Genomic DNA, 23,348 nt, shown 5'->3' with positions numbered 1-23,348 from the left:
GACTCAGTTAGAAGTGGTAGAAGTAGGCCAGTCTGATGGCCGGTAGCGTGGCGCTGTCGACTATCGGGCTGTCGGAAATGCCGCTGCCTGCATGGGAAACGCCGGCATCCACACTGAGCGTCTGGTGGGCTGTCAGGTCATAATCTACCCTGACACCGGCCGACAGGCGATAGGTTGATTTACCCTCAAAGGTGCTGCGTCCCGCGCGGGTTTCATGCTCCCTTACGCCGTAATAGTAATCAATATTTTTATCGCTGAGCCATTCTACACCGGCATGAGGCGTAAGCGACACCTCACCATAATCCCATTTGCGCTCCAGGCCAAGCTGGGCTTTTTGCCCTTTATTGCCGGCGAACAGATAACGCGCGCTGAACGTGACCAACGGCGTTTCCCATTCCATGGCCGGCCCCAGCCAGAGTCCGTCTTTTCTTTCATCCATTCCTTTAAGGATCGATGCATCGGAGGACTCATAACCATCGCCCAGCCCATATTCCGCCCGCAAGGTAAATGCCACGCTCTCCCAGCGGGCGATTTTGATATCAGCCGCTGGCCCCCGCAGACGGAACCACCGGTTTTCCACCAACACCAGGGGCACCACTGAAAACTGGGCATTATCGTCTTTATAAATGGATTTTTCATAGCCGGCGCCGAGGCCCAGGCCCCATTGGGTGTGCTTTGGTTCATCGCTGAACCAGGTAAAACTGCTAAGGCTATCGTCAGGTCGGTTTGCCGGGTCTGCGGCAGCGGCCGGGGCGGTGAAATGGAGCAGTACGATAGGCAGAAATGGGTAAACGCGGCTAAGGTCGTAGCGATTTTTCACATGAAGTCCTAAAGTGGATGATATTCTACACCCACCATAGAACCTGGAGACTTACCGGCTACTTACACCAACGGTTTCTTTATCCCGGCGCGGTTAATGGATAGATTTATCCCGGCAGAACGGCAGCCCTTTCCCCTGTGCGGCCTCTTAACCATTTTGGTTGGTAGGCATATTACTAAGCGCCATGCATGCGCAAACTACCGAGAAGCGGCGGTCAAATGATGCCATAGGAATTCGCTGACCAGGGCGGCATGAAACGCCGTCTGTTGCTTGTCAGCCGCCGCGCTGTGACCACCCTCGGTATTTTCGTAGAACCATGCCTGCTGGTAGCCCAGCTGACGCATGCGGGCCATCATTTTGCGGGCATGGGCCGGGTTCACCCGATCATCACTGGTGGCGGTATAAAACAGCACCGGCGGATAGGGCGTCTGGGCTTTGAGATTGTGGTAGGGCGAAAATGTGCGGATGAAATCCCATTGCTCAGGCTGGTCAGGGTCGCCATATTCGGCAATCCAGGACGCCCCGGCCGACAGACGGGTATAGCGCCGCATATCCAGCAACGGCACTTCACAAACCACCGCGCCAAACAGCTCGGGATAGTGCGTCAGCATGTTACCGACCAGCAGCCCGCCATTGCTGCCGCCGCGGATACCCAGACGGGCGGCAGAGGTGACCTGCCGTGCGCTAAGTGCCCGGGCAACGGCGGCAAAATCTTCATAGGCCCGGGAACGGTGCTGTTTCAAGGCCGCCTGATGCCAGGCCGGGCCGTATTCTCCACCGCCGCGGATATTCGCCACCACATAGACGCCGCCGCGTTCCAGCCACGACAGGCCATTACTGCCCAGGTAAAACGGCAGCAGGGAAATTTCAAAGCCACCGTAGCCGTACAGAAGCGTCGGGTTATTGCCGTCCAGGCGCAGATCCTTGGCGGAAATTTCGAAATAAGGCACCCGGGTGCCATCATCCGAGGTGGCAAAGTGCTGCCTGACCTGATAGCGACTGCAGTCGAAATCGTCCGGCGCCTGTTTGAGCAACTCGAGCGTTTGCGGTCCTGGATGGTCGTCCTGCGGGCCCAGCTTGCCCAGATAGAGACTGTTTGGCTGCAGGAAACCGGTCTGGGTCAGCATAAAGTCATCTGAGTGGAAATTGATGCCTGCGGCATAGCTGCTGCTGAGGGCTCCCGGCGGACATAACAGCCGGCGCTGCCAGCGGTTATCGGCCTGTGGGGTGACGATTTCCAGCCGATTGGTGACATCGCTCATGATATTGAGGATCACATGGGAACGCGTGGTGGTATAGGTGCTAAGCGCAGTCCGGGCGTCAGGCACAAACAGCGCTGTCACCTCACGGCTGCCGGCCAGATAAGCATCGAAATCGGCCGCCAGCAGGGTACCTGAGCTGTAGGCCTGGTCCCCCAGTCGCCATTCGCTTCGCAGGTGAATCAACAGCCACTGCCGGTGGCAACCCGCATCCGCATCCGCCGGAATATCAATTCTGATCTGCCGGTTATCAGGGGTGAGATAAAAGCTTTCCCGATGAAAAAAGTCGACGGTACGCTGGATAAAATCGCGCTCGAACCCCGGCGTCGGATTATGATAAGCAAAGACGCTCATGTCCCCAGGCGCGCCCTGATACACCATTTCGGCGTTGCCGAGGGCAGTGCCGCGCCGCCAGCGCTTGGCCATGCGCGGATAACCGGACTGCGTCAGGCTGCCTGTACCGAAATCGGTGGCCACGAATAAGGTATCCTGATCTATCCATGACACTATGCTTTTAGCGACCGGCAGGCTGAAGCCGTCGCTGATAAAGGTTTTACCGACTAAATCGAATTCGCGCACCGTCACGGCATCGCCGCCATCGGGGGAGAGTTTAACCAGACAGCGACGATATGCCGGCGTCAGCGGCTGGGCACCCTGGAATACCCAGTCTGTACCTTCGGTTTTTCCCAGCGCATCGATATCAATCACCGTTTCCCAGGCCGGCTGTGATTGGCGGTATTCAGCCAGCGTAGTGCGGCGCCAGAGACCCCTGGGATGGCTGCTGTCTTGCCAAAAATTGTAGTAATAGTCGCCATATTGGGTCACCCAAGGGATCTGGGTATCCTGATTAAGCAGGGTCAATATCTGGCTTTCCAACTGCTGAAACCGCGGGCTTTCAGCCAAGGCGCGGGTGGTACGCAGGTTCTGCTGCTGTAGCCAGTCGAGCACTGTCGGGCTTTTTAGCTCCTCCAGCCAGATAAAATCGTCGTCATCGGCCAGGTTTGGGTTGTTATTGCTTTGTTGATCAGGGCGTTCAGGTAATGAGGACATAGGGCATTCCACTCCTTGAGGTCGTTCAATTAAGCTTAGCGCGGATCCTGCCGGCAAAAAACACTCGGTGCCTGGCCGAGGATTGCTTTACAAGCGCGCGCCAGCCGCTACTATGATGACTGGATATATAAACAGGCTTGTTCTATGACGATTGACCTTTTTGAAGATGCTCTGCCGCCGCCGTGGCGTGAGCAGATTGCCCCCGGAGCGGTGGTGCTGCATGGGTTCGTGCGCGATCACGGCCCGGCGCTGCTGGCGGCGGTGCAAAGCGTGGTAGCGCAGGTGCCCTGGCGTCATATGGTCACTCCCGGCGGGCATACCATGTCGGTGGCGATGAGCTGGTGCGGCAATGGCTGGAACAGTGATAGCCGGGGCTACCGCTATTCAGAACGCGATTCACGCACCGGCAAGCCCTGGCCGCCGATACCGCCCATCCTGATGGCCTTGGCGGACGAAGCCGCAATGCAGGCCGGTTTTGGTCACTATGTGCCGGACTCCTGCCTGATGAACCGCTACGATCCCGGCAGCAAGCTGTCGCTGCATCAGGACAAAGACGAACATGACTTCGACGCACCCATAGTGTCGGTTTCCCTTGGCCTGCCGGCAGTGTTTCAGTTCGGCGGACTGGCGCGCGGCGACCGGCCCCAGCGCATCCCGCTGGCCCATGGCGATGTGGTGGTCTGGGGCGGTCCTGCGCGACTTAACTATCACGGCATCCTGCCGGTGAAAGAGGGCTGGCATTCGCTGGTCGGCTCGCACCGGATCAATATTACCCTGCGCAAGGCGCTGTAACTGCGGTTAAGCTGTTTGCGAGCCGCCTGGCCGATGCAAGCGTTGCCGCCCAGCCACGGATTTATGGAGCAGGCAAATAGGTGACGCTGTAACATCTGTGCCACTGTGCCACTGTGCTCCTGAACATAAGGGCGGCAGACGGTATTTCCCTAGCCGATAACCGTAGAGGGTATTTGCCTGGCCAATAACCGTAGGGGGTATTTGCCTGGCCAATAACCGTAGGCTGTATTTGCCTGGCCAATAACCGTAGGGGGTATTTGCCTGGCCAATAACCGTAGGCGGTATTTACTTAGCCAATAACCGCGGTAGTCAGCCGGGCGGTGCAGCAGAGCCGGCCTTTGCTGTCGCGAATTTCCACCGCCCAGACATGATTGCTGCGCCCCAGATGCAGCGCATGGCAGCAGCCGATAACCGTATCCTGATACACCGCCCGGTGGTGGCTGGCATTGATTTCGGTGCCGACCACGCTCTGGCCCGGTTCGGTCGCCAGCCAACTGGCAAACGAACCCAGCGATTCGGCCAGGGTCACCGACGCGCCGCCATGCAGTAAGCCAAACGGCTGCCGGGTGCGATTATCCACCGGCATGTCGGCGGTCAGAGTGTCTGCCGTCAGGGCGGTAAAGCGAATGCCCAACCGATCAATCATCGAGTCGAGGCTCATCTGGTTTAGCTGCTCCAGGCCGGCATTGCGTTTCCACAGCATAGTTTCGGCTCCTAGGCGCCCAGGGTGGCGCCGCCATCGGCGACAATATCCTGCAGCACCACGTGACTGGCCGCGTCGGAGGCCAGAAACAGTACCGTGCCGGCGATTTCTGCCGGCTGGGCGATTTTCTGCAGCGGGATACCCAGCTTATATTGATCCGGAAAACCCTTGATGGTCTGTTGTTCAGCCTGTTCATTATGCCATAGGCTGCGCTGCATCTCGGTATCGGTTGAGCCGGGCGACACCAGATTACAGCGCACGCCAAAGGGCGCCATTTCCAGGCCGACCGTCAGGCACAGACTGCGCAGGGCCGCCTTGGATGCGCCATAGGCCGACATGCCCAGCCGTGGGGCATGGGCGGCGTTGGATGCCACCGTCACTATCGCGCCGGCGCGCTGGCGGCGAAACACCGGCAGCGTTTGCTGGAAAAGATTAAATGCCCCGCCGGCGTTGACGTTCATGCAGGTCTGCCAGTCGTCGACCGACAGTTCATCGGTCTGACCGATGCGCAGTACACCGGCGGCATTGACCAGCACATCCAGGCGGGGGAACCGGGCCAGCAGCGCCTGGGCAACGCTTTTCACCTGTGCTGCATCGGCCACATCCACCGACTGGGTCAGAAACGGATAGTCGGTGGCGGCGTGGAAGGTTTTATCCAGCCCGACGACCCTGGCGCCTGCCTGGTGGAACATCAGCGCAGTGGCCAGACCGATGCCCTGGCCGGCACCGGTCACCCAGACCTGTTTGTCGGTGAAATCAAACGTTACACTCATGGATTGACCTTTCGTGACAGTAAAGACCACCAGTGGGCAAGGGTCGGCTGTTGGGCCAGCTTGATAAAATCGATATCCTGGTGCACCTGCCGCCAGCGAGCCGCCAGTGCCATAATCTGCACCGAATCCAGTCCGTAATCGACCAGGTTATCGTGGTCCTCGGGCCGGTCATCATCATCCAACAACGCTTCAATCTGGTCGCGCAGTTGCTCAGCAGACTGAGGCGTCAGCAGCAGATCCTGAGTGGTAACGACGCGTCCGCTACGCCCGGCGGTATAGGTCAGCGCCATCATATGCTCTTCGCGGCTGAAATCGGCCAGCGCATCGGCGACCATAAACGGTTTGATATCGCGCATAAAAGCATCAGTAGCGGTGGTCAGGCAGCCGATATGGGCGTAAACCCCGCAAATGATCAGTTGGTCACGGCCGGACGCTTTCAGCCTGCTTTCAAGCTCAGAACGCTGAAAGGCGCTGTAACGCCATTTAACCAGTACCTGGTCGTCCGCCTCTGGCGCCAACGCTGCGGTGACGGTATTCTGCTCGGGATGCCGGTTTAGGCCGGGGCCCCACATGTCGTTCAGCAAGGCGCGATCGCTATCGCTTTGCTCGGCCGGCTGGGCGGTATAAAACACCGGTATGCCCAGCGATTTGCAGTAGGCACGCAGTCGGACGATATTGTCGATGACCTGGCTGACCAGTGGGCTTTCTTCACCCCAAAAATTCAGAAAGTAATCCTGCATATCGTGAATCAGCAGCGCTGCTCGTGCCGGCTCGAACGGCCAGTTGACTTTATTGACCGGCAGTTCCGCCTCGGTGGGCAGGGCATAACCGGCAAGTTTAGGAATTGCCATGTGATCTCCAGAATAATTAAGATGCGTTTTTCTGCCGTAATCGCAGACGCAGCTGTTTTTTATCGACTTTGCCGACCGCGGTCAGCGGCAGCGAGGGCAGGGCTTCAAACCGGTCGGGCAATTTGAATTCCGCCACCCCTTCAGCGCGCAGAAAACGCCGCAGCTCTACCGGTCTCACCGTTTCGCGGGTAATGATGAAGGCACAGCTTTTTTCCCCCATCAAATCATCTTCCATCGCTACCAGCGCCGCATCAATGATGGCCGGATGTGTTAGCAGCAGGTTTTCAATCTCTTCGGCGGCAATTTTTTCGCCGCCGCGGTTAATCTGATCTTTTTCACGTCCGTGAACGGTGATATAGCCCTGCGGGTCGATTGAGACCAAATCCCCTGAGCAGTAAAAACCTTTGGCATCAAAGGCCTGCGCATTATGATCAGGGCTTTGAAAGTAGCCGCGAAAGGTATAAGGGCCGCGAGTCATTAATCGGCCGATACTGCCGGACGGCAGCGGATTGCCCTCGGCATCGGCCACCCAGACTTCGTCATCGGCGCAAATCGGCCGTCCCTGGGTGGTGAAAATACGTTGTTCGTCGTCATCCAGCCGGGTGTAGTTGACCAGCCCTTCCGCCATGCCGAACACCTGCTGCAGCTGACAGCCGAAAACCGCCGGGATGCTGGCGGCAAGCGTTGGACTCAGTCGGGCGCCGCCCACCTGCAACAGCCTGAGCGAGGCCAGGGACCGCCGGTCTGACTGATCCTGCAGCGCCTGGATCCACAGACTGACCGCCGGCGGCACCAGCGCCGTGACGTTAACCTGGTGTTGTTCAATCAGGCCAAAACAGGTCGTGGCGCTGGGATCGCTGGCCAGCACGACCTGCCCTGCGGCATAAAACACCCCCAGCGCGCCGGGCGAGCTGAGCGGGTAATTATGGGCTGCCGGCAGGGCGCACAAAAAGCGGGTGTCCCTATCGAAGCGACAGATGTCTACGCTGCCGCGAATGCTGTAGTAATAGTCATTGTGGGTGCGTGGAATCAGCTTTGGCGTACCGGTACTGCCGCCGGAAAGCTGGAAGAAGGCCACTTCGTCGGCCGCCGACGGCGAGGGTGAAAAGCCATCGGCCGGAAAGGCAGTCATCTGGGACAGTGAACTGTCCCCCTGTTCCTGGTGATGGAACAGACAAACGGACAAGCGGGGACAGCTTTGCTTGAGCTCGTCGACGAAAACGTCATCAGTGAACAGCCTATGCTGGCGGTCGGCAATCAGCACACAGGGCGAGATTTGTCGGGCATAGCCAGTCAGTTCATGCCGCTGATGGCTGAACAGCGCATTGACCGGCGCGACGCCAATCTTCAGCAGGGCGAAAAACACGATATAGAATTCCGCTTGATTGCCCAACTGCACCAGGGCGGTGTCGCCAACGGCCAATCCGCGTCTGAGCAGGGATGCGGCCAGGCGATCGGCTGCCTGATTCAATTGGCGGTAATTTAACTGCTGGTCACCGTCTATCAGGGCAATCCGGTCGCTGTCTGCATGCCGGGTCAGGATATCGGTCAGCGGCAGGTCTTGCCAGTAACCCAGGGCGCGATAGCGGGCGGCCAGATCTTCCGGCCAGCGGGTAAAGGGGATCTTCATGAACGGTTTTCCTCAATGCATGCCGAAGGCATGCAGCATAGTCGTCAGTTTTACGCCGGTTTCACGCCATTCGGACTCCGGACTGGAGTCGGGCACGATGCCGGCACCGGCAAACAGCCGCACCTGACAGCCCTGAATATGGCCGCAGCGGATAGCAATCACCCACTCGCCGTTGCCCTGGTCATCGCACCAACCGACAATACCGCCGAAATGCTGGCGATCAAAAGGTTCAAGCTGGCTCAGTAGGGTCTGGGCGGCCTGGTGCGGGAAGCCGCTGAGCGCTGGCGTCGGATGCAGCAGGCAGGCCAGCGAGAGCGCATTATCACGCGGATCCTTCACCTGGCCCTCAATCGAGGTGGCCAGATGCCAAAGGGTCGAGGTAGAGATGCATTCAGGACGTTCGGGCACCGAAAGCGCAGTGCAGCGAGACTGCAGCGTCGCGTTCATGGCCTGGGTCACCAGCCGGTGCTCGTAGCGGTCTTTGGTCGAGTCCAGCAACTGTCGGGCGGTCGCCGCGTCCAGTCCGGCATCATCGGTATGACGTTTGGCCGAACCGGCCAGCGGCTGGGAAAACAGTTGGTTTCCCTGCTTGCGCAGCAGCAGTTCAGGACTGGCGCCGAGAAGTCGGCTGCCATCGGGCAGCGGCAGGTGAAAATTATAGCTTTCACTATTTTGCGTCACCAACCGGGCCAGCAGTTGAGCGGCATCGGCAGGCCCGGCAGTGGAAATGTCAAGCAACCGCGACAGCACCACTTTATCCAGTGTACCCCCGCGCAGGGCCTCGATCGCAGCAGCGACCATGTTGATGAATTCCGGCTTGGCGGGCAGCGGGCGGGTCTGGCTGACGGCAGGCAGTGGGTTATCAGGATAGCGGGCCGCCTGCTGACGGGCCTGCTGCTTGTCGAAGAACTGCCACTGTCTGGGGACATACAGTGAGGAAGGGCTAGCGGGATCAAAGGGTATCGCCCCGACCACCAGTGGCCGCTCGATCCCCTCGGCGCGGGCAGCCTGCATCGCCTGGGCGATAGACTGCTGGAACTCACCATCAAGCTGGTCGCCGCCCAGTGCCGGAGTGGAAATCCGGCGGTAGCAGCCTTCGGTAATCAGGCTTTTAAACGGCGACATAAAGAAAAAGCGGTCGTCGAGAGGGGCAAATAAACCCGCAGCCGTATTGCGGGGTTGAGTATTAGTCATTTTATTCTCGTACAAATGATAAGCGAATTGATAATTATTATCATTAACTAACCGTAAGCTACGTAAACCGCGGCTCTATGTCAAGCCGGGTGGGCACGATACGGCGGTTGCAGGCGTCAGCAGGGGAACAGAAATGTAATGAATTGTTGATGCCGGGGCCAGGCGCGATCAGGCGGCGACCAACGACGCCTGCCGATGCGGCTGCATCACCCGGCTGCCCTGGCTGCCGGCGGCTGCATTACCTGACTGCCCTGGGTGCCGCTGCATCACCCGGCTGCCCTGGCTGCCGGCGGCGTCATAAAGTAGAGTCTGCTCATGGTAAACAGCATCAAAACACCGATTGCCGCCGCAGTAAAACCGAACACTGACGCTGCCTGCACCGGCAACAGCAACGACCCCAGGCCCCCCAGCAGCGCGGCCCCCAGTGCATCGCCGGTGACGTTCTGGGCAGTCCACAGGCCATTGATTCGCCCCAGCAGCGCATCCGGCGTCAGCGCCTGAATCAACGAATACTGCAGCAGGGCATTGACCGAACTCAAATAGCCGTAAGCCATCAGGCACAGCAACGCCAGCGCCGCGTTCGGCATCAGGCTGAACAGGCCGATGGCGACGAAACCGCCGATGGCGGTCATCAGCATTATTCGTCCCGGCCGGGAAGTATGGGTGATCCGACCGCTGGTTAACGCGCCAATAGCGGCGCCCAGCGGTACCGAAGCATACATCAGGCCGATGTGGGCGGCATCGATCTGCCACTTAAACGCCAGTGAGGGATAAAGTACCCTGATGGCGCTGGCCAGGGTCAGCAGCGCGCCGAGCAGCGCGACCATGCCGAGAATACGGTTTTCGAACAGAAAACCGATGCCGCCGGTAAGCGATCGCAGCGGGTGTTCACGGCCCTGGGGCGGCGGATCAAGCCGCGGCAGTCGCAACAGCGGCAGCAGGGTAATCAGGGTTCCCAACGCCGCCAGACCATAGTTCCAGGCCACGCCGCCGCTGGCAATGATAAGGCCGCCCAACGCCGGTGACAGTATTGAACCAAACCGGACCGTCAGCATGCTTATCGCGCCGGCCTGCATGATATTTTCCCGCCCAACCAGCGCCGGGGTGGCCGCCAGCAGGGCGGTCACCCCGAGGGCGCCGAAAAAACCGTCCCATAATGACAATGCATAGATAACCCACAGCGCCGGGTCCGGCAACATGGCGTTGACGCAAAGCCCGGCAAAGCCGACACCGCAGGTGGATCGTGCAAACAAAATAAGCTTTTTGCGCTCATAGCGATCGGCCAGTACCCCGCCGGCCAGCAGGCCGACAAACATACCGCCGCCGGCCAGCGTAACCGCCAGGCCGACCAGCAGCGGCGACTGGGTCAGCGCCTGGATCTGGACCGGCAGAGCGACGCCCAGCAACCCCAGCGACAGGATGGAGATCAGCCGCGCCAGAAATACCGAGCGAAACGCCGGGTGAGTTTTCAACAGGCTGAAGCTGAGAAAGACCGAAGGTTTGTTGTTGGCTGCAGGTTTCAAAAGCGACTCAGTAATTGGTTAATCAGCGGCCCCAACTGGCGGAAGGTGGCCGGGGAAATTATGTCGACATGATCGCAGTTCACCGGATAAGTGCGCAACTGTTTAATCCAGCGTCCCCAGGTCGCGGTGACATCCATCCCGGCCGGCAGGGTATGCTGGGCCACGAACAGCGTAGCCTCGCCGCTAAACTCACTACTGCGGGCGGTAGTCAGTAACCTGACCGAGCTGGCGTAGTTGGCTTCGATATAATCAAACAGCGGGAAAGAACTATCCTCTTCAGGTGAAAGCATCCCCTGCTGGGCGGCGATAAACTGTTGCCGTTCGCGCTGCATTTCATCGAGCACCGCCTGGTCGAGCACATTCTCACCGCGCTTTTCATCCCAGTTCTGGCTCTCCGGCGGCCAGGTATCCAACAGGCCGAGAAACTCGACCTGCTCACCCATGGCCTGCAGTCGGGCGGCTACGCCCTGGGCCAGGGTGCCGCCCAGTGAGTAGCCGATAAAATAATAGGGGCCATGAGGCTGGACGCTACGTACCGTTGCAAGATGGGCATCGCATACGTCAGTCAGCGTGTGGCCCTGGGCCAGCGGTCCCTGCGGGGTCGGCGATTGAATGCCCATCAGCGCCCAGCGCGGATCCAGATAGCGCAGCAAGATGCTGAACTGCCAGGCAAAGCCGGACGCGGGATGAAAACAGAACAGCGTCGGCCCGTCAGTCCGGCGCAGTGGCAATAGCGGCTCGAAACCGTCGCGGCGCAGACCGTCATCAGCAGAGCGGCCGGCAAGGGTTTTCGCCAGTGACGCGACCGTTGACGCTACCATGATTTGACCGACGGTCAGCGGGACCTGCAACTGCCGTCGCAAGGTCGCCGCCAGGCGCATCGCCAGCAGCGAATGCCCGCCCAAGGCAAAGAAATCGTCATCGGCGCTGACCGGTCCCGAGGCCAATACCTCGGCAAACGCCAGGGCGATCTGCTGTTCCAGCCCACTGGCCGGTTGCCGGCGGCGGCGATTGCCGGCGGCGGCCGGGGCGGGCAAGGCGTTGCGGTCCAGCTTGCCGTTGGCGCTGAGCGGCAGGGCGGCCAGCTCAATCAACGCCACCGGCACCATATAGGCCGGCAACTGCTCGGCAAGCCTGGCCCGCAAGGCGGATGGGTCTGGCTTGAGGCCGGACTGCGGCACAAAATAGCCGACCAATTGACGATTATCGCCATGGGCCGCTTCGCCTGCAGCCAGCACCATGGCATGGGTCACTGCCTGGGCGACGCCGGGCAGGCTTTGCAGCACGGCGTCAATTTCAGTCAGCTCTATGCGCTGGCCGCGGATCTTCAACTGAAAGTCACTGCGACCCAGATACTCTATCGCCCCGTCGGGCAGCCAGCGGGCCACATCGCCGCTGCGATACATTCTTTCACCCTGGGCGTAGGGGTCGGCGACAAATCGGCCGGCAGTCAGCGAGGGTCGGTCCAGATATCCCTGCGCCAGCTGCACGCCGGTCAGGTAAAGATCGCCCGGCAGACCTACCGGCACTGGCTGCAGCCGGTTATCCAGAATACGCATTCCGGTGTTCCACACCGGATAGCCGATCGGCACATGGCTGCCCTTTATCTGGCGCAGGGCTTCGCCATAGGCCGGATACCCGCTGACATCCACCGCGGCTTCGGTCGGTCCATACAGATTATGCAGTTGCACGCCGGTCAACTGCTCCCAATGGCGGCAGAGCTCGGTCGGCAAGGCTTCGCCACTGCAAAAGACCCGGCGCAGGGTGGCCAGGCGGGCTATCGCGTCCCGGTCATCCAGCGCATGGACAAAGGCGGCCAGCATGGACGGCACAAAATGGGTGGTGGTGACCTGATAATGGGCAAACAGCTGCTGCAGCTGTTCAGGATCGCGGTGAGCGTCAGGCGGGGCCATCACCAGCCTGGCGCCGGTCATCAGCGGCCAGAAGAATTCCCACACCGACACATCAAAGCTGCAAGGGGTTTTCTGCAGTACCACATCGTCTGCGCCTAGCGGATACTGATGCTGCATCCACTGCAAACGGTTGACGATCGCCTGATGGCTGACCATCACCCCTTTAGGGCGACCGGTTGAACCGGAGGTATAAATGATATAGGCAGTCTGCTGTGGCGTCGGTACAGCGGCGGCCGGCAGCGTTGATGGCACCGGCGTCAGCAGGTCTTGATAAATCAGGACCTGCCCGGCTGTGGCCTCGGAGAGTCTGGCTGCCTGCAGGCGGTCGGCTATCAGCAGTTGCGGCCGGGCGTCGTCGAGCATCAGCGCCAGGCGGTCATCGGGATAGCCGGTGTCCAGCGGCAAATACGCCGCGCCGACGGTGACAATGGCCTGCAGCGCCAGGGAGAGGAAAATTGAACGGGGAAGGGCAACTGCGACGATATCCCCGGGTGTGACACCCCGTTGCTGTAGCTGTCGCGCCAGGGCGATCACTTGCTGGTGCATCTGCTGATAATTCAGGCAATGCTGCTGGTCAACCAGGGCGGTGGCCTGGGGGGTAGCGGCGGCCTGCCGGGCCAGACAACTGGCCAGGGTATCCGGCGCGACCTCCCGCTGGGTGCGGTTGATCCGCGCAAGCAAGGCGGTCTCTTCCGGCAGCAGTAGACTGGCCTTGTCCCAGGCTAATGCCGGCTCTAAAGCAAAGGCGTTAAGCAGCATCGGCAGGCGTTTGAGGTGTAAGGCCAGGTCCTGTTCATCATAACGTTCAGCGTTGGCCAGCAGCTCCAGCCTGAACTCACCCTGATCGCCAAGATATAACGCCAGTTCCATATCCCGCACCGGCCCGGTGGCCAGGTGATGGGTTACGCTGTCGATACCGTTGAAATCCAGACGAAAGTCAAAGGCTTTGAGGTTAATCACCGGCCCGTACAGCGCGTTATCCTCGGCGGTTCGCGAGCGATCGCGCAGGATCTGCTCGGCGTCGTAGCGCTGGTGGCGGCGCATTTTTTTCAGCGTCGAGGCCAGGCCGGCCGCCACTTCAGCCAGGCTTTGGCCCGCCGCCGGTTGGATAGGCAGCGGCAACACATTAATCACTGGCCCGGTGGCCTGCAAAGCGGCAGAACCGATACGGCGCATGAAGATAAAACCGGCGGTCAGCGCCTGGCGGCGGCACAAGCGGGTCAGCCAGACCGCCACCAGGGCGATAGCCAAATCGGTCTCGCCCACCTGGGCTGAACGCTGGGCAGCGCAAAGTCGTCGGAAATCGCCCTGGTCAAACGCCAACTGCCGGCGAATCACCCGAGACGATGTCGGCAAGACAGTCAGCGGCAGAGAAGAAATCGAGGCCGGTTCAGGCAAGGCGCTGCTGACGTCCTGCCAGTAGCGGGCATCCTTCTCCCAGCTTGATGATTGCCGATAGGCCTGATACTCGCTGACGACATCGCTAAAGGGGATAAAGGGGCTGGCGGGCGTCGGACCGTCACCGAGCAGTGTGCGGTAGATTTCGGCAATGCGGCGGGTAATGGCGGTGAAACTAAAGCCATCGACCTGAATATGATGGTAGCGCTGGTACCAGAACCAGCGCTGGTCGCCAATGCGAAGCAGGGCGTTATGCAGCAAGGGATTACCGCCGAGGATGCGTAAATCGCCTGCCAGGTCCTGTTGCATCAGCCCCAGGGCCACCGATGCCGCATCCGGATGCTGACGCAGGTCCCGGCAAACGGGCCGGGGAAGTTGTTGGGTAGCCCCCAGCCACTGCCGGGCTTCGCCATCTACCTCGGCAAAGTTCATCCGTAGCGTATCGGCTTCAGCCATGCCCTGCATAATGGCCTGGCAGAGCGGTGCCTCCTCCAGCGGGCCGCAAAGATCAATATAGTGAGCCACGGCATAGGCATTGGGCGAGGCAGAGAGCTGATCGGCTATCCAAATGCCCGGCTGGGCGGCCACCAAAGGCAGGGACGAATCAGGAATAAAGGGTAAATCAGCCACGACCCCCCCCTTTTGCCAGCAAGCCAGACGGACGAAGATGCTGCCAATGGCGTTCGAGCCAGCTGGCACAGGCCTCATAGCTCGCGGGACCAAAACTTTCGGCCCAGCCTGCGGGCAGACCTGCAACCGTCGGCCACAGGCTGTACTCTAGCCGGTCATTGACCAGCACCCGGAAAATCAATTGGCTATCGTCAAATAAATTACTGTCTTGCATCTCATCTTGTCCCGGCCGACACCTTAGTGGGGACTAACTATATTGATTATCATTATCATTTTCAACCGAGTATCTGGCGCTTTACCTCGTTTGCTCACAACTGCGGCAGTTAGGCCACACCCGCCTCATGCGGGTGTGGCAAAAACCGATATTGCAGCATGTTACTCGCTGCGAGTAACGAGCGAGGTTGGCCGACGATGCGATGCCCATTGCGCTGAAATGATGCCTGTCCCGCTCAGGCGGCATAATCCCAGTGTTTGAGTATGGCGCTGGTTGCGCCATCGACTGCAGCAAAATTGACGCCGTCACGCACAAGCGTCGACACTCCCAATAGAAAGCTATCAAACAAAGCGGTCAAGGCATTGATATCGGTTTCCGGGCTCAATTCGCCGCGCTGCACACCGCGTTCAATACAGCGTTTGAAGCCGTTACGCGTGCGACGTCGGGCGTCCTGCAGGGGTTGCAGCAACGGCTGATGCAGGGTAGCGCAGGCGGACATGACGCCCAGGGCAACCATGCAGCCTTTGGGATGATCGCTGCCAAACTGCATCTTTACCGATTGGCGCAGGGCGGTTTCTATTGCCTGGCGGGGCGGCAGCGCATCATCCCACAGCACGTCGTTGACGCGGCCGTGGCTGTTCATATAGCAACTGATCGTTTCGAGAAACAGCGCTGCTTTGGATCCAAAGGCCGCGTAAAAACTGGGCGCGGTTATGCCTCGACCGATGGCCGCCTTCAACTGGGCCAGTGACGTCGCTTCATAACCTTGTTCCCAGAACAGATGCATTGCCTGGCGAACCGCGTCGTCGCGATCAAACTGCCGGGGTCTGCCGGTTCTCATCATTGCCACTCCTGCGTAATCGAGTTATATATATACTAGTCGATATAAAATAGATTGACAATCACTCCCGGCCAGGCGTCGGGCTTACTGTGGGGCCTGGAACGGCCAGCAGCTTGATGGCGGTTTCTTCGTCGGTAACCAGCCCGGTTAACCAGCCGCCGTTAAGTACCGCTCTGATCGCAGGGTATTTTTCCGCCCCGCCGGCAAAGGCGATCACCGGTTTATCCGGTCGAACGTTGATGGTGACGCTGGTCAAGCGCTGATCCAGCGCGCTGGGCACGCGGCGCCCATCCTGGCCGATAAAGTGGCCGACGATTTCGGCCACCACCCCGGCCTCGGTCAGGCGCTGCACTTCCTCAGAGCTGATAAAGCCGTCATAGTGCAGCGGACAGTGCAGGTTCATTTGTCCGATACCGATAAAGGTCACGTCAGCCTGGGCGGCTTTGTCGGTCACCATGCGGTAAATGCGATGATTGCACCAAAGCTCTTTATCGGTAGCATTATCAGCAAACAACGGCGCCGGCAGGATGAAATATTTGCCCTGGGTCTTTTCGGCCATCCATAGCGGTACATCGTAACGGGTACAGGATCCGTCCGAGGCGATAGCGCCGATAAGGGAGACACAGCTGTGCTGCGGCCGGTCGAGCTGCGGCAGCTCATTGATGGTGGAGCGCAAAGCTCTGCCTGAGCCTACGGCGATTACCTGCGGCTGCTCCTGGTCGATAAACTGCAGCATCAGCTCGGCTCCCGCCACCGCAATCATCCGGTTAAGACTGATGCTGTCCATACCGGCAGAAGGCACCACCCGGCAGACCGACAGGCCAAACTGCCGGGCCAACTGTTGAGAAAGCGCGGTACAGCCGGCCACCGGATGCACAATGCTGACGCGCACCAAACCGCTTTCAGATGCCAGTGCGACCAAGCGTTGGGCCGCCTGACGCGATACCCCCAGTACATCGGCAATTTCATGCTGCGTTTTGCCGGCCACATAATACATCCAGGCGGCGCGCGCGGCCTGATCCAACTTTCTATCCACTCTACTCATTGTAAACGCTCACCTTTTGACCGTTATCGCACTATAACCTCCGGCAAGTATAGGGTAAAACATTCATTTTCGTTGTGTGAGCTAAAGCTCATTATTTGGGCTTTTGTTCGATTAAGCTCATTCTCAAGCAATTACTCAATTTGTGAGCTTATGCTCATCACTCAGACGCGAGGTAATAGACACTATGACCACCTTAGACGAGTTTACCTGGATGCATATCGGCGCCGGATCTTTTCACCGCGCGCATCAGGCCTGGTATCTGCACCGCCTGCGGGTAAAGGGGGATGATCGCTGGTCGATAGCGCTGGGCAATATCCGTGACGATGCCAGGGCGCTGCTAGACATCCTGACGGCACAAAACGGGGAATATGTATTGGAAACAGTAACGCCGGCCGGTGAGCGCAGCTACGAAAAAATCACGTCGCTGCGCAGCATCATTGCCTGGGATGAACAACTGTCGGCGCTGATTGCCAAAGGCGCAGACCGCCAAACGCGCGTCATTTCCTTTACCGTGACCGAAGGTGGCTATTACCTGAATACCGACTTTAAGCTGGATCAGCAAAATGACGATATCAAGGCCGATTTGAACGGCGGCGTGCGCACCATCTACGGTACGGTTGCGCATATCCTTCGCCGACGCCGGGCAACGGACAGCGGCGGCGTCACGCTGCTCAGCTGCGATAACGTCCGCCATAACGGCGAACGATTCCATGAGGGACTGACAGAATTTCTGACCCTGCAAGGTGATACGCAGTTAACCGACTGGGTAACCGAGCATACGTCCACTCCCAATACCATGGTCGACCGTATTACCCCACGCCCGGCCGCCGAGATAGCCGGCCGCGTGAAAGACAAGCTGGGCATTGATGACCGAGCGCCGGTCATGGGGGAATCCTTTATACAGTGGGTAGTGGAGGACAATTTCATCAATGGCCGCCCGGCGCTGGAACAGGTCGAGGTGGAAATGGTGGATTCGGTGGTGCCTTATGAAGAAGCGAAAATCCGCATTCTGAACGCCAGCCATAGCTGTATCGCCTGGGCCGGCACCTTGCTGGGCCAATCATATATTCACCAGAGCACCGGCACCGTTCCCATTCGGCAGATGGCTTATGACTATGTTACTCAGGATGTTATCCCGTCATTGTCGCCAAGCCCGCTGGATCTGGCCCACTATCGTGATGTGGTGCTGGAGAGATTCAGTAATCCCTATATCCAGGACACCAATCAGCGGGTGGCGGCGGACGGGTGTTCAAAGATCCCGGGCTTTATCACTCCCACCTTGGTGGAATGCTACCGCCGCGGCCAGTCGCCCGACGCCACCGCGGTGCTGCCGGCGCTGTTTTTTCTCTATATGCGCCGCTGGCATGAAGCAACGCTGCCTTATGACTATCAGGACGGCATTCTTGATAAGCAGGCAACCCATGCCCTGTACGCCTCGGCTGATCCGATAGCCGCCTATGCCAATGACAGCAAGCTGTTCGGACCGCTGGCCGGCAATGCAGAGTTTGAGCAACTGCTGCGCCGGACCATCAATCGACTGGATGCCTGGGTGCAAGACAACAGCGCGGTTTTTGCCGGCCATTAACTTCATTTACGCATAAAACCGGAGAAAGCGATTATGTATCTCGGTATTGATTTAGGCACTTCGGAGCTGAAAATCGTCATGATCGATGACAGCGGCAGGCTTATCGCCAGTGAGGGCGAGCCACTCAGCGTACAGCGTCCGCAACCGCAATGGTCAGAGCAGGATCCGGCCGAGTGGTGGTCAGCCCTCGGGCGAGCCATCGGCCGATTGCGGGCCAGTCGCCAGACGCTATGGCCAGCCATCCGCAGCATCGGACTGTCGGGACAGATGCACGGTGCAGTGCTGCTGGATAGCCGGGACCAGGTCCTCCGCCCGGCCATACTGTGGAATGACACCCGTTGCGCCCGTGAGTGCCAGCAACTGACCGACAGGGCGCCAGAACTGCATCAGGTGTCCGGCAACCTGGCGATGCCGGGATTTACCGCCCCCAAACTGCTGTGGGTGGCGGCACATGAACCGGACATCTTTGCCCGGGTCAAAACGGTTTTGCTGCCCAAAGATTACCTGCGCCTGAAGATGAGCGGCGAGAAGGTGTCGGATATGTCGGATGCGGCCGGTACGCTGTGGCTGGATGTGGCCAAACGAGACTGGTCAGATAGCTTGCTGCAGGCCTGCGGCCTGACCCGCGATAACATGCCCCAGTTGGTGGAAGGCAGCGCGCCCTCCGCTAACCTGAGGCCAGAGGTTGCCAGTGACTGGGGGTTGTCCGACCAGGTCATTATCGCTGGCGGCGGTGGCGATAATGCCGCCAGCGCGGTCGGCATCGGCGCGGTGAACAGCGGAGATGCGTTTATCTCCCTGGGGACGTCCGGCGTCATTTTTGCGGTAAACCAAAGTTTCAGACCCAATCCACAGTCGGCGGTACATGCTTTTTGCCATGCCTTACCGGATCGCTGGCATCAGATGAGCGTCATGCTGACCGCCGCCAGCGCCCTCAGATGGCTGTGTGGTCTGACCGGCACCGACGAAGCCACGCTGTTGGCCGAGGTCGCCGCCCTAAGCCTGACTGAACAGCAGCGTACGCCGATTTTCCTGCCTTATCTCTCTGGCGAAAGAACGCCGCATAACGATCCGATTGCCAGTGGCGCCTTCCTCGGCATGAACCACACCACCGATCGCGCCGCGCTGGGCTATGCGGTGCTGGAAGGCGTGGCATTCGGCCTGGTCGATGGACTGGCCGTCATGAAACGGGCCGGCAGTCGCATTGAACAGTTCTCCCTGGTCGGCGGCGGCGCTCGCAGTGCCTGGTGGGCCCAGCTGATTGCCGATGCGCTCGATGTGCCGGTAGTGACCCACCGGGACGGCACCGCCGGAGGCGCTTTGGGCGCAGCGCGGCTTGGCTGGCTGGCGGCTGGCGGCAATGAGAGCGAGGTCTGTCGCAAACCGCCCATCCAGCAGTGTTTCAACGCCGGCAGCGAACGGCATGAGGCGTTGCAGAGCCGCCTGCAGCGTTTCAGGCTGTACTACCGCCAGCAGGTGGCAGCCAGAGACCGCTCGCTTTATCAGAATGCCTAAAACGTTATAGCTACAGCCATAAGAAGTAGACATTTTTACCCTACCGGACGTCTACCCCATCGCAAAAGAAGAAGGAAAAGTGATATGAAAAAAACGTTATTGAGTCTACTGCTGATTGCCGCCACTGCCAGCGTCGCAGCACACGCTGATGACAAAATCAAGGTCGGTTTCGCTAACCGCACCCTGAATGGGGCATTTTTCAACGGCCTGACGGAGTATATGAAAATCCATGCTCAGGAACGCGGTTACACCCTGGTGACGACCGATGCGCGCGGCGATTTGAATAAGCAGATTTCAGATGTGGAGGACATGATATCCCAGGGTATCAACTATCTGGTGCTCAATCCGCAGGATCCGGAGGCTGGCCTGCGCATTACACAAATCGCCAAGCGTGCCAATATACCCACCGTCATTCTCGACAGCGATATCTCGCTGGAAGCGCCGGTCATCACTCGGGTACAGGCGAATAATGCCAAGAATAATATTGCCATCGGTGAATTTGCCGTCGAGCAATTCGGCAATAAGCCGATGAACTGCGTTCTCATCAGCGGCAATCAGGGCAATCTGGTTGGTGAAGCTCGGCGGTCCAACTTTATTCGCGGCGTAATGGAAGCCCAGTTGCGTAAATATAACCAGACCAACCTGACCATCGTCAGTCAGGGCTGGGGCAACTGGGATCAGCAGGGCGGGTTGAAAGCCATGGAGGATATCGTGGTGGCGCAGGGCAATAAAATCAACTGCGTCTACAGCGAGATGGACGATATGGCATTGGGCGCCATCTTGTCGCTAAAGGGAGCCAATAAGCTGCAGGACGTCAAAGTCTATGCCCATGACGGCTATAAAAAAGGACTGGAAGCCATCGAACGTGGCGACCTGCAGGCAACGGCAGCAAATAACCCGGATACCCTGACCGCTACGGTGCTGGATATTATCGGCAAATATCAGGCCGGTAGCAAAGAGTTTCCTGATTACGTCTACACCCCCACGGTTCTGGTAACCAAAGATAACGTCAAAAAAGTTTACGATCCTAAATCACTTTTTTAATACGCTTTCCCCCTTGTCGCCAAGGGGGACTGACTATGGGGTATTTTCATGGACCAGTATGCAGTCGTTATCGAGAATGTCACAAAAAGCTTCGGCGGCGTCCATGCGCTGAAAAGCATTAATCTCAAAGTAAAGAAGGGCAGTATCCACGCTATCGTCGGTGAAAACGGTGCCGGTAAGTCTACGTTGATGAAAATCCTGTCCGGTATTTATATCAAGGACAGCGGCACCCTTCAGGTGTTTGGAAAAGAAGTCCATTTCACCACCCCCAAGCAGAGCCGGGAAAGTCATATCGGCATCATTTACCAGGAACTGGCCTTGGCACCCGATCTCAGCGTGGCTGAAAATATTTTCCTGGGCGATCTGGGCTTCGGCGGTCCGTTGATCAATTGGAAGAAAATGAATCAGAAAGCCGGCAGGGTATTGTCGAACCTGGGTTTTCACATTCCGCCGACCGCCAAGCTGGGTACGCTGAGCGTCGCCTATCAGCAAATGGTCGAAATTGCCAAATCGCTGGCCCGGGATGTGAAGATACTGATCCTCGATGAGCCTTCGGCGGTGCTGTCCAATCGCGAAATCGACATTCTGTTCAGCCAGTTGAAACTGTTGAAAGGTCAGGGCGTCACCATCCTTTATATCTCCCATCGGCTGGATGAAATATTCGCCATTGCCGATGCCATCACCGTCATCAAAGACGGTGAAACGGTGACCGATCTGGATCCGGCCACCTGTACCGAAGATGACATTATCACCAGTATGGTCGGGCGCAAGTTCGAGAACCTTTATCCGGCGAAAAATATTCCCCAGGAGGAAACCATTCTGGAGGTCTACGGCATGTCGACCAAGTCGCTGCTTAACGATATCAGCCTGACGGCCCGCAAAGGCGAAATAGTCGGCCTGGCGGGACTGGTCGGCTCGGGACGTACCGAAATTTCACGCTGCCTGTTCGGGCTGGATCACATGAGCCAAGGCAAAGTGATTAAAAACGGTAAGCCGATAACCCTTCGTCACCCGGCGGATGCCATGCGCCAGGGCATTGGCCTGGTGCCGGAGAGCCGTAAAGAGCAGGGTGCCATTCTCAGCCGCCCGATTCGAGAGAATATGACGTTATCCAGCCTGAAAAACGTGTGCTATCGGCTGGGTATTCTCAACTATGGCAAAGAACGTGCCTTTAGCGAAAGGTCTCGCCAGCGGCTGGCGATCAAACTGGGTTCGATTGAAGATCCTATCTCAAGCCTCAGTGGCGGCAACCAGCAAAAAGTGGTGATTGCCAAATGGCTGGCGACTGAATGCGACCTGTTGATCCTGGATGAGCCGACGCGTGGCGTGGATGTCGGCGCCAAGGTGGAAATCTACAACGTCATTCATGAACTGGCCGAAAAAGGGTACGCCATTATCGTCATATCTTCGGAAATGATTGAGGTTATCTCTCTGGCGCACCGGGTGTATGTCATGAGCGAGGGAACCATTACCGCCGAGCTGCAGGGCGACCAGATAACGGAAGAAAACATTATGCGGTTTGCCATCCCCAAACGCGCGCTAGCTTAGCTGAGGAAAGAATATGGAACAGGTAAAAACCCCCGAACAGCCCACGGGCTTTGCTTTACGATCCAAAGCGCTGAAGTTTTTCTCCAATAATTCCACCTTGCTGGTGTTTTTTATTATGCTGGTGGTGGCCAATTTCCTGTCCGACCGCTTCTACAGTCCGGAAAATATCACCAATGTATTAAGGCAAAGCGTGCCGCTGGGCTTGGCGGCTATCGGCATGCTGTTTGTTATTCTGACCGGCGGTATTGATCTCTCGGTGGGGTCAATCATGGCGCTGGTGTCGGTGGCAGTGGCGTTGCTGATTCCGGAAATCGGCGTGATGCCGGCCATTATTGCCGGTGCCGGTATTGCCACTCTGGTCGGCGCCGCTGCCGGCAGCCTGGTCACGTTCTTCAATATCGCGCCTTTTATCGCCACCCTGGCGATGATGACCATTGCACGTGGGGTGGCGTTGATTGCCGCCAAGGGTCAGCCGATTTTTATCGATGATGTGTCGTATGTGAATTTTGGCACCGGTTACTTTTTGGGGCTGCCGCTGCCGGTCTATGTGTTTATCGCCTTCGCCGTTGTGGCGCACTTCGTCTATCGCTATACGGTGTTCGGTCGACTGGTGGTGTCCATCGGCTCAAATGAAACCGCGACCCGTTTTGCCGGCGTCCGGGTCGATTGGTTCAAGTTTGCCGTTTATGCGCTGAGCGGGCTGGCGTGCGGGCTGGCCGGCGTCCTGGCCTCCACCCGTACCGGCGTCGGTTCCCCAGTGATGTCCATCGGTTTCGAACTGGATGTCATCGCGGCGGTGGTGGTCGGCGGGGCGAGCCTGGCCGGCGGCAGAGGCACGGTGATGAATACCATCATCGGCGTATTGATTTTGAGCATCATTTCGAACCTGATGAATCTGATGAATATTTCCGGCTATAACCAGCAGGTGGTCAAAGGGGTGATCATTATCGTGGCGGTGATGCTGGAAAGCGTTAAGTCACGGGTGCGGGCCTAAAGTGCTTTTTCGCAGTAGCAAAAGCC

Annotated in this window: 18 protein-coding genes; 6 read left to right on the top strand and 12 right to left on the bottom strand. The window is 58.5% G+C overall.

Annotated features, from left to right (window positions below; genetic code table 11):
• Nucleotides 1-7 precede the first annotated feature (7 nt).
• Together EDC52_RS13370 and EDC52_RS13365 are read right to left on the bottom strand one after the other, a co-directional pair.
• A complete protein-coding gene (locus EDC52_RS13370) occupies nucleotides 8-820 on the bottom strand; it encodes a MipA/OmpV family protein (protein WP_165911716.1) in 813 nt (270 codons plus the stop codon).
• 197 nt (nucleotides 821-1,017) lie between these two features.
• Nucleotides 1,018-3,129 (bottom strand): prolyl oligopeptidase family serine peptidase, encoded by a 2,112-nt coding sequence (locus EDC52_RS13365; RefSeq protein ID WP_131865837.1) that lies wholly within the window; start codon nucleotides 3,127-3,129, stop codon nucleotides 1,018-1,020.
• 144 nt (nucleotides 3,130-3,273) lie between these two features.
• On the opposite strand from EDC52_RS13365, the gene alkB reads away from it, so the two are divergent.
• Nucleotides 3,274-3,921 carry a DNA oxidative demethylase AlkB gene (gene alkB / locus EDC52_RS13360; protein ID WP_131865836.1) on the top strand — a complete coding sequence of 216 codons (648 nt, stop codon included), beginning with the start codon at nucleotides 3,274-3,276 and terminating at the stop codon, nucleotides 3,919-3,921.
• A 289-nt stretch (nucleotides 3,922-4,210) separates the two neighbouring features.
• Here alkB and EDC52_RS13355 read toward each other — a convergent pair whose 3' ends face one another.
• The 10 genes from EDC52_RS13355 to EDC52_RS13310 all read right to left on the bottom strand — a co-directional run bounded on the left by EDC52_RS13355 (nucleotide 4,211) and on the right by EDC52_RS13310 (nucleotide 16,636).
• Nucleotides 4,211-4,624, bottom strand: coding sequence for a hotdog fold thioesterase (locus EDC52_RS13355; RefSeq protein WP_131865835.1), 414 nt, complete (start codon nucleotides 4,622-4,624; stop codon nucleotides 4,211-4,213).
• A gap of 11 nt (nucleotides 4,625-4,635) precedes the next feature.
• A complete protein-coding gene (gene dhbA / locus EDC52_RS13350) occupies nucleotides 4,636-5,397 on the bottom strand; it encodes a 2,3-dihydro-2,3-dihydroxybenzoate dehydrogenase (RefSeq protein WP_131865834.1) in 762 nt (253 codons plus the stop codon).
• Nucleotides 5,394-6,248, bottom strand: a complete 855-nt coding sequence (locus tag EDC52_RS13345) for an isochorismatase family protein (RefSeq protein ID WP_131865833.1) — start codon at nucleotides 6,246-6,248, stop codon at nucleotides 5,394-5,396. Before EDC52_RS13345 ends, dhbA begins: the two co-directional genes overlap by 4 nt.
• A gap of 16 nt (nucleotides 6,249-6,264) precedes the next feature.
• Nucleotides 6,265-7,878, bottom strand: coding sequence for a (2,3-dihydroxybenzoyl)adenylate synthase (locus EDC52_RS13340; protein WP_131865832.1), 1,614 nt, complete (start codon nucleotides 7,876-7,878; stop codon nucleotides 6,265-6,267).
• A gap of 12 nt (nucleotides 7,879-7,890) precedes the next feature.
• Complete coding sequence (locus EDC52_RS13335; protein ID WP_131865831.1) at nucleotides 7,891-9,072, bottom strand: isochorismate synthase; 1,182 nt, start codon at nucleotides 9,070-9,072, stop codon at nucleotides 7,891-7,893.
• A gap of 266 nt (nucleotides 9,073-9,338) precedes the next feature.
• Nucleotides 9,339-10,595 carry an enterobactin transporter EntS gene (entS, locus tag EDC52_RS13330; protein ID WP_131865830.1) on the bottom strand — a complete coding sequence of 419 codons (1,257 nt, stop codon included), beginning with the start codon at nucleotides 10,593-10,595 and terminating at the stop codon, nucleotides 9,339-9,341.
• Nucleotides 10,592-14,536 (bottom strand): enterobactin synthase subunit F, encoded by a 3,945-nt coding sequence (locus EDC52_RS13325; protein ID WP_230468045.1) that lies wholly within the window; start codon nucleotides 14,534-14,536, stop codon nucleotides 10,592-10,594. Before EDC52_RS13325 ends, entS begins: the two co-directional genes overlap by 4 nt.
• On the bottom strand, nucleotides 14,529-14,750 hold the full coding sequence (locus tag EDC52_RS13320) for an MbtH family protein (protein WP_131865828.1): 222 nt from the start codon (nucleotides 14,748-14,750) through the stop codon (nucleotides 14,529-14,531). Before EDC52_RS13320 ends, EDC52_RS13325 begins: the two co-directional genes overlap by 8 nt.
• A gap of 235 nt (nucleotides 14,751-14,985) precedes the next feature.
• Nucleotides 14,986-15,594, bottom strand: a complete 609-nt coding sequence (locus EDC52_RS13315) for a TetR/AcrR family transcriptional regulator (RefSeq protein WP_131865827.1) — start codon at nucleotides 15,592-15,594, stop codon at nucleotides 14,986-14,988.
• Between the two features lie 58 nt (nucleotides 15,595-15,652).
• Nucleotides 15,653-16,636, bottom strand: a complete 984-nt coding sequence (locus tag EDC52_RS13310; RefSeq protein ID WP_131865826.1) for a sugar-binding transcriptional regulator — start codon at nucleotides 16,634-16,636, stop codon at nucleotides 15,653-15,655.
• A gap of 184 nt (nucleotides 16,637-16,820) precedes the next feature.
• Here EDC52_RS13310 and dalD point away from each other — a divergent pair, with 184 nt between their 5' ends.
• The 5 genes from dalD (at nucleotide 16,821) to EDC52_RS13285 (ending at nucleotide 23,322) form a co-directional block, all read left to right on the top strand.
• Complete coding sequence (gene dalD / locus EDC52_RS13305; protein WP_131865825.1) at nucleotides 16,821-18,221, top strand: D-arabinitol 4-dehydrogenase; 1,401 nt, start codon at nucleotides 16,821-16,823, stop codon at nucleotides 18,219-18,221.
• A gap of 33 nt (nucleotides 18,222-18,254) precedes the next feature.
• A complete protein-coding gene (gene xylB / locus EDC52_RS13300) occupies nucleotides 18,255-19,736 on the top strand; it encodes a xylulokinase (RefSeq protein WP_131865824.1) in 1,482 nt (493 codons plus the stop codon).
• A gap of 84 nt (nucleotides 19,737-19,820) precedes the next feature.
• Nucleotides 19,821-20,780, top strand: coding sequence for a substrate-binding domain-containing protein (locus EDC52_RS13295; protein WP_131865823.1), 960 nt, complete (start codon nucleotides 19,821-19,823; stop codon nucleotides 20,778-20,780).
• Between the two features lie 48 nt (nucleotides 20,781-20,828).
• Nucleotides 20,829-22,328 carry a sugar ABC transporter ATP-binding protein gene (locus tag EDC52_RS13290; protein WP_131865822.1) on the top strand — a complete coding sequence of 500 codons (1,500 nt, stop codon included), beginning with the start codon at nucleotides 20,829-20,831 and terminating at the stop codon, nucleotides 22,326-22,328.
• 115 nt (nucleotides 22,329-22,443) lie between these two features.
• Nucleotides 22,444-23,322 carry an ABC transporter permease gene (locus EDC52_RS13285; RefSeq protein WP_131865957.1) on the top strand — a complete coding sequence of 293 codons (879 nt, stop codon included), beginning with the start codon at nucleotides 22,444-22,446 and terminating at the stop codon, nucleotides 23,320-23,322.
• Nucleotides 23,323-23,348 lie beyond the last annotated feature (26 nt).

It is taken from the genome of Biostraticola tofi (assembly GCF_004343195.1).
GTDB lineage: Bacteria > Pseudomonadota > Gammaproteobacteria > Enterobacterales > Enterobacteriaceae > Biostraticola > Biostraticola tofi.
Note: the sequence above shows the minus strand (reverse complement) of the source record. Positions and strands in the feature narration are given on the sequence as shown.